A 6,711-nucleotide genomic window follows, 5' to 3' on the forward strand; every position below is an offset into this window, starting at 1 on the left:
CGCTCCCGCACCCTGCGTACCGGGCCCTCCGGTGGCCCGTCACCCGCCCACCCGGTCCGTTCGCCCCTGTTCCGCGTCGGTGACACGGCCGTCGACGAGGCGGACGACGCGGTCGGGCCGCCAGGGTGCCGGGTCGCGGTGGGTGACGACGACACGGGTGCAGTGGAGGCCGTTCACGGTGGCCGTGACGAACGCCTCGGTGGCGGGGTCGAGTGCGGCCGTCGGCTCGTCGAGAAGCAGGATCGGGGCGTTTCTGAGCAGGGCACGGGCGAGGGCGACGCGTTGACGTTCACCGCCGGAGAGCGCTGTTCCCCGGGCTCCGACCTGGAGGTCGAGGCCGTCCGGATGGGTGTCGATCAGGCCGCCGAGGCCCGAGCGCAGTGCCGCGTCCCGCAGCGCGGCCGTGTCGGAGTGCGGGTCGCCCACCCGGATGTTGTCGGCGAGCGTCCCGTCGAACAGGGTGGGTTCCTGGGGAAGGACGGCGAAGCGGCCGAGCCGGGCGGCGGCGGGGAGTTCGCGCAGGTCGGTGCCGCCGAGGGTGATGCTCCCGCTGTCCGGGTCGTCGCCCCGCAGCAGGAGGTTGAGCAGGGTGGACTTGCCGCTTCCGGTCGGTCCGGTGATCACGGTGGTGGATCCGGCCGGCAGGGTCAGGGACACCTCGTGCAGGACCGGGGCGAACGTGACACGGTCGATGCCGAGGCCGGTGTCCTGCGGCAGGGGAAGCGGGTGCGGCGGCTCGGCCGGTGGGGGCACGGTCACGAGGGAGGCGTACTGGTCGATCCCGGCGCGGGTGTCGCCGACGGCCACGCCGAGGAGCGCGAGTTCGCCGATCGGGGCGGCGGCGAGCAGGGTCAGCAGCAGCACGGCGAAGGCCGTGGAAGGAGTGGCGTCGAGAGCGAGGCAGAGGGCGAGCATCCCGCCCGTGGGCAGGGCCGTCGCCAGTGCCGAGACGAAGGTCACCGGGGCGCTGACGGCGTTGAGTCGTCGCAGACCGGCGTGCTCGCGGTCCCAGGCGTCCGTCAGTCGTCGTACCGCTCCGGCGGTTCCCGTCGCGGAGCGGTACAGCTCCTGGTGCTCGGAGAATTCCAGGAGCGCCTCGGTCGAGGCGGCGCGGGCCTTCTGACGGTGCGCGTCCGCGCGGGCGAGGGCCCGCTGGGCGAGCGTCTGTGCCGCGCACGAGACCACGAGGAGGCCGAACAGTGCGGCGGCGTGGGTCCGGCCGACGGCGGCTCCGAGACCGAGGACGACGAGCGGCGGGGTCAGTGTGCCTCGCACGAGGAGTTCCACGAGGTGCGCGGGGATGCCCATCAGCCTGGGTATTCCCTCGCCCGCGATCCGGTTGGCGAGCGCCCGGTGGTCATGGGTGAACCAGCCGAGCGGCAGCCGGACCAGTGCGTGGCCGAGCCGACGGTACAGGTCGGTGGCGACGGCGGCCCCGGCGAGGTAGCCGCCGCGGGAGACCAGCACGGTGGCGCCGAGCACGAGGATCGCCGCGGCCACCGCCCAGACCGGCGATGTTCCCCTCACGAGGGTGGAGGCGAGCAGTGTCGCCGTTGTCGCTTCGAGGACCGTGAGGGCGGTCCAGGCGAGGGCCGTGGCGCGTACGCGTCGCACGGCTGCGGCGCCGAGAGCGGTTCTCATGCGATCACCTGCCCGTCGCGCAGGACGATCCGGTGGTCGGCGCGTGCCGCGAGGGCCTGGTCGTGGGTGGCCAGCACGATGGTGCGACCGGGCAGGCCGAGCAGGGTGTTCATGACCGTTTCCGCCGTGTCGGGGTCGAGGGCGCTGGTGGGTTCGTCGAGCACGAGCACCGGCGCCCCGGTGAGCAGGGCGCGGGCGAGGGCGAGGCGTTGGCGCTCCCCGCCGGACAGGGGTCCGGCCGGGGCGTCGAGCGGAATGTCCAGCGCCACGGCCTCCAGTACCGTCCGGATTTCCGGGTCGGTGGCGTGCGGACGGGCGAGCAGCAGGTTCTCGCGGACGCTCCGGGGAAGGACGCCGGGCGACTGGGGAACGGTGGCGACGCGTCGCGCCATCGATTCCAGCGGCAGTTCGTGGTAGGGGGTGTTGCCGAGGCCGACCGTGCCGTCGTCGGGGTCGGTGCCCCGGCCGAGCAGGCGCAGCAGAGTGGTCTTGCCCGATCCGCTGGGCCCGGTCACCGCGGTGACCGCGTTCGGTGTGACGGACAGGTTCAGCGGGCCGATGATCCGTCGTCCGTCCGCTCTCACGGTGACCGCGCGGAGCACGGGTGCGGATGCCGGGGCCTCGGCGTGTTCGCCGGACGCGGCGGTGGGGGTTTCGTTCCGCGGTGCGGGAGTGCGCTCCGCGGGACCGGGGTGCAGCACGGGTTCGGCGAGCAGGGTGCTGATGCGCCGGGCCGCGTCCCGGGCGGCGCCGAGGTAGTCCAGGCCGTGGCCGAGGCGCAGGACCGGTGCGAGAGCGGCGAGGGCGAACACGCAGACGGCGGTGGACTGCTGGACCGGCATCCGGTGGCCGACGCAGATCGCGACGGCCAGGGTCACACTCGGTCGGAGCAGCGCGGTGGCGGCGGCCGCCGGGGTCGCGACCCGTCCGACCCAGTCACGGAAGTTGTGTGCGAACTCCCGGGTGGCGGTGGCGTAGCGGGCCGAGGCTCCGGACTCGTCGCCGTGGACCCGGGTGATCACCGCGCCGCGGACCATGTCGTCGACGGCGGTGACGATACGGCCGACCGTCCGGCCCCGGTCCGCGGCGAAGCGCCGTGAGCGCCGTGGGATGACCACGAGGTGGAACACGGCGGCCAAGGCGGCGGGCAGGACCGCGACGAGCCCGAGGGGGCCCGCGTACCCGGCCAGCAGGACGAGGGCGGCGAGCGGGGCGATGAGTACGGTCGCGATCTCGCCGGGCAGATGGGCCACCGCGTGGTGCAGCGCCGCGACGTCGCCGTCGAGCCGGGTCCGCAGCCCGGAGGCTCCGAGACGGGCCAGCGCGGACGTGGGGAGCCGGGACACGTGGGTCGCCAGGGTCTGGCGGAGGCGGCGTTCGAAATCCGCTTCCGCGCCGTGCGCCAGCCAGGACGACAAGGAGTTCAGCGCTCCCGCGACGGCGAGGGAGAGGGCGCCCCGCCACACCCATCGGGGGTCGGGATCGCGGGTGAACTCGACGACCGCCACGAGGAGTACGACTCCCGCCCCGGCGGCGAGTGCCGCGCAGCCGGTGCCTGCGGCGAGACGTGTGAAGGAGCCGTGGAGGGCCCGTCCGACACCGGGCCTCGCAGAAATGGGCATGCCTTTATCGTACACATAAAATATACAAGTAAAGTAAGGGTAGGCTTACTTCAAGAAGAGGCCTGGTCGTGGGCGTTTCCCCATGCGACGACCCCACGCGCGTCAACGCGTTTCGACTCGCGTCGACGCGCTTTGACGCGAACACGATCCCTGCGAAAGAGAGAACCATGCGCCGCCCCTCCCGCCCGTGGGCACCCCTGTTCGGTGCCCTGCTCGCCGCCACCATCGCTCTGAGCGGCTGCACCGCCACGAAGAGCGCGGGAGGTTCCGCCTCCCCGGACCCGGGAAGCGGGCCGAGCAGAGGTTTTCCCGCCACCTTCACCAATGCCTGGGGCACGGCCACCGTCGCCGCCGCGCCCCGCCGCGTCGTCACCCTCGGCTATGCGGACACCGCCGTGGCGGGCGCGCTGGGCGCGAACATCGTCGGAGCGGTCAGGAGCTACGGCAGCGTCAGCGGGGAGACGAGGGACGAGAACCTTCCCTACGCCGAACCGCTCGGCGACTCCGTGACCTGGCTCGACCCGATGAACATCAACACGGAGCGGATAGCGGCGCTCGGACCCGATCTCATCCTGGCGAGCACCGCTTTCACCCTCGACGAGCCCACCTACAAGCGCCTGTCCACCGTGGCACCGGTCGTCACCTACGAGAAGCAGCTCTACGAGGCGGACGCCACCGAGGAGACGCTGCGGATCGGACGGGCCCTCGGCGACGAGAAGGGCGCCCGGAAGATCCTCGGCACCGCCGACCGGGCCGTGGCGAAGCTCAAGGCCGATCTCCCCGGCCTGGCCGGCCGGACGTATGCGTACGGCCAGGCCCGTGACGGTTTCGCCGTGATGGTCACCGAGGAGACCAACGCGACCGCCCGGTTCATGAACCGGCTCGGCCTGACCCCGCTGCCCGCCGTCGCGAACCTGGACGGGAAGGGCTCCGTTCCGGGCGCCGTCGACGTCAGCTACGAACGGGCCGCCCTGTTCGACCGCGCCGATGCCCTCTTCATGACGTACCAGAGCGGCGCGCTCAAGGAGAAGTTCGAGTCCGACCCCGTCGTGTCCCGGCTCCGGATCGTCAAGTCCGACCGGTATCTGCCGCTCGGAATCGAGGCGGCGACCGCGCTCCAGTCCCCGAACGCCGTCGCCGTGCCCTGGCTGATCGGTGAACTGCGTCCCACCCTCACCACCGTCGCCGCTGCCCGATGACCTCTTCCGCCTCGCCCGTCGGACGGCGCGCGCCCCGGCCCCGCTTCCGCGTCCTCGCGTTCGCCGGGGCCGGGTGCGGCGTCCTCCTGTTCGTCGCCGCCGCCAGTGTCGCGCTCGGCTCACGGGTCATCGGAGCCCAACAGGTCGTCCAGGGACTCCTCCACACCGGACCGGCGGACATCGTCACCCTGGTCCGGGAGGTCCGGGTGCCGCGCACGGCCGCGGGGCTCGTCGCCGGGGCCGCGCTCGGCGCCGCGGGCATCCTTGTCCAGGCCGTGACCCGCAACCCGCTCGGCGACCCCGGCCTGCTCGGGGTCAACAGCGGCTCCGGCTTCGCCGTCACCCTCACCGTCGCCCTCACCGGGTCCACCGGCGTCACCGCCACCGTCTGGTCCGCCTTCGCCGGGGCCGCCGCCGTGACCGCGTTGATCGTCGCCGTCGCCGGGGCCACCGGCAGCCGCCACCCCGGAAAGCTGGTCCTCGTCGGTGTCGCGCTCGGCGCCGTCCTCTCGGGGATCCAGGCCGCCCTGACCCTGCTCGATCCCCGCACCCTCGACACGATGCGCACCTGGAGCGCCGGCACCCTTGCCGGAATCCCGCCCGGAACCACCGCGTTCCTCACGCTCTTCGTCGCCGCCGGGCTGACCGCGGCGCTGACCGTCGCCAAGGGCCTGGACATCTCGGCGATGGGCGAGGAACTGGCCATGGGCCTCGGCACCCGCACCCATCTCACCCGGGTCGTCGCCATCGCCGCGATCACTCTGCTCGCGGGCTCGGCCACCGCACTGGCCGGGCCCCTGTCATTCCTCGGACTGATGGTTCCTCATCTGCTGCGCCCGCTCATCGGACCCGGCACCCGGCGTCTGCTGCTGGGCTCCCTCATCGCCGGACCCGTACTGCTGCTGACCGCCGACGTGGCCGCCCGGCTCGTCGCCCGGCCGGGCGAACTCCCCGTCGGAGTCGTCACCGCCTTCCTCGGGGCGCCGCTGCTCCTCCTGCTCCTCCACTCCCGGAAGGGGCGCATCCGGTGACCGCCCCCACGCCCCACTCGCCCACGCACACCGGCGCCGCCCGTCGTCGGTCCGGGGGCGGGCACCGACACCGGGCACCCGCCACCACGCTGACGCTGACGGTGCTGGGCGCGGCCGTGCTCCTCGCCTCCCTGGCCGCGGGCGACATCCCCGTCCCCGTCCCCGATGTCGTCCGTGCGCTCATCGGGCGGGGGGACCCGCTGACCACCACGGTGGTCCTCACCTGGCGCCTGCCCCGCGCCCTCCTCGCGCTGGCGCTCGGGGCCGCCCTGGGCCTCTCCGGGGCGATCTTCCAGACACTGACCCGCAATCCGCTCGGCAGTCCCGACGTGATCGGGTTCAACACCGGCGCGTCGACCGGTGCCCTGGCCGTGCTGCTCACCGGCGCCGCCGGGTACACCCGAACCGCGCTCGGCGCCCTCGTCGGCGGGCTCGCCACGGCGACCCTCGTGTACGCGCTCGGCGGCCGGCGCTCCACGGCCACCACGCGGTTCGTCGTCACCGGAATCGCCGTGAGCGCGATCCTCACCTCGGTCAACACCTGGCTGATGTACGGCGCCGACACGGGCGTGGCCGCCCGCGCGGCCCAGTGGACCACGGGCGGTCTCGACGCGCTGGGCTGGGAACACGCCGTTCCGGCCCTGCTGGCCCTCGCACCGCTCGCCCTCGTCAGCCCGTTCCTCGTCCGCACCCTGCGGGTTCTCGAACTCGGCGACGACGTGGCCACCGCCCTCGGTGCGCGGGTCGTCCGGGGACGGCTGCTCCTCGCGACGGTGGGGGTGGCACTGACGGCGGTCGCCACCTCGGTCGCCGGGCCCCTCGCGTTCGTGGCCCTCGCCGCCCCGCAGATCGCCCGGCTCCTGTACCGCCGCACCCCGGGCATCAGTCTTCCCGGGGCGGCCCTGGTCGGTGCCCTCCTGCTCGCCGGGGCCGACTGGGTCGCCGCGCACGCCTTCGCCCCGGTCCAGCTCCCGGCCGGTGTCGTCACCGTGAGCGCCGGGGGCGCGTACCTGCTCTGGCTGCTGCTCGGCTCCCGGCGCGGCGGCCGAAAGCGGTGAAGGCCCCCGGAACGCGGCCGTTCGAACCGCCCCGGGACGTATGAGGGTTGGGGGGGGCGGGGGGGGGGGGGCGCCCCCCCCCCCCCCCCCCCCCGGGGGGGGGGGGGGGGGCGGGGGGGGGGGGGGGGAGCGCGGGCGCGGGGCCGGGCCCGACACACCC

5 protein-coding genes are annotated in these 6,711 nt (G+C 74.0%); 3 read left to right on the plus strand and 2 right to left on the minus strand.

Translation table 11 applies throughout. From position 1 onward, the window contains the following. Window positions 1-39: 39 nt before the first annotated feature. Complete coding sequence (locus tag ACF1CT_RS32775; protein WP_391787643.1) at window positions 40-1,641, minus strand: ATP-binding cassette domain-containing protein; 1,602 nt, start codon at window positions 1,639-1,641, stop codon at window positions 40-42. Beyond that, window positions 1,638-3,263, minus strand: a complete 1,626-nt coding sequence (locus ACF1CT_RS32780) for an ATP-binding cassette domain-containing protein (protein ID WP_391787644.1) — start codon at window positions 3,261-3,263, stop codon at window positions 1,638-1,640. The genes ACF1CT_RS32775 and ACF1CT_RS32780 overlap by 4 nt, the downstream gene beginning before the upstream one ends. A gap of 167 nt (window positions 3,264-3,430) precedes the next feature. On the opposite strand from ACF1CT_RS32780, the gene ACF1CT_RS32785 reads away from it, so the two are divergent. From ACF1CT_RS32785 to ACF1CT_RS32795, 3 genes are read left to right on the plus strand one after another with little or no spacing between them, the layout of a single operon-like run. Further along, window positions 3,431-4,462: an ABC transporter substrate-binding protein gene (locus tag ACF1CT_RS32785; protein ID WP_391787645.1), complete on the plus strand. Its 1,032-nt coding sequence runs from the start codon at window positions 3,431-3,433 to the stop codon at window positions 4,460-4,462. Continuing rightward, a complete protein-coding gene (locus tag ACF1CT_RS32790; protein ID WP_391787646.1) occupies window positions 4,459-5,493 on the plus strand; it encodes a FecCD family ABC transporter permease in 1,035 nt (344 codons plus the stop codon). The genes ACF1CT_RS32785 and ACF1CT_RS32790 overlap by 4 nt, the downstream gene beginning before the upstream one ends. Further along, window positions 5,490-6,551: a FecCD family ABC transporter permease gene (locus tag ACF1CT_RS32795; protein WP_391787647.1), complete on the plus strand. Its 1,062-nt coding sequence runs from the start codon at window positions 5,490-5,492 to the stop codon at window positions 6,549-6,551. The genes ACF1CT_RS32790 and ACF1CT_RS32795 overlap by 4 nt, the downstream gene beginning before the upstream one ends. The last annotated feature ends 160 nt before the right edge of the window (window positions 6,552-6,711 follow it).

The organism is Streptomyces sp. NPDC014734 (assembly GCF_043083325.1).
Lineage (GTDB): Bacteria > Actinomycetota > Actinomycetes > Streptomycetales > Streptomycetaceae > Streptomyces.

Coding starts and splice junctions, on each gene's coding strand:
- ACF1CT_RS32775 (WP_391787643.1), bottom strand. CDS start 1,641: ATGAGAACCGCTCTCGGCGCCGCAGCCGTGCGACGCGTACGCGCCACG.
- ACF1CT_RS32780 (WP_391787644.1), bottom strand. CDS start 3,263: ATGCCCATTTCTGCGAGGCCCGGTGTCGGACGGGCCCTCCACGGCTCC.
- ACF1CT_RS32785 (WP_391787645.1), top strand. CDS start 3,431: ATGCGCCGCCCCTCCCGCCCGTGGGCACCCCTGTTCGGTGCCCTGCTC.
- ACF1CT_RS32790 (WP_391787646.1), top strand. CDS start 4,459: ATGACCTCTTCCGCCTCGCCCGTCGGACGGCGCGCGCCCCGGCCCCGC.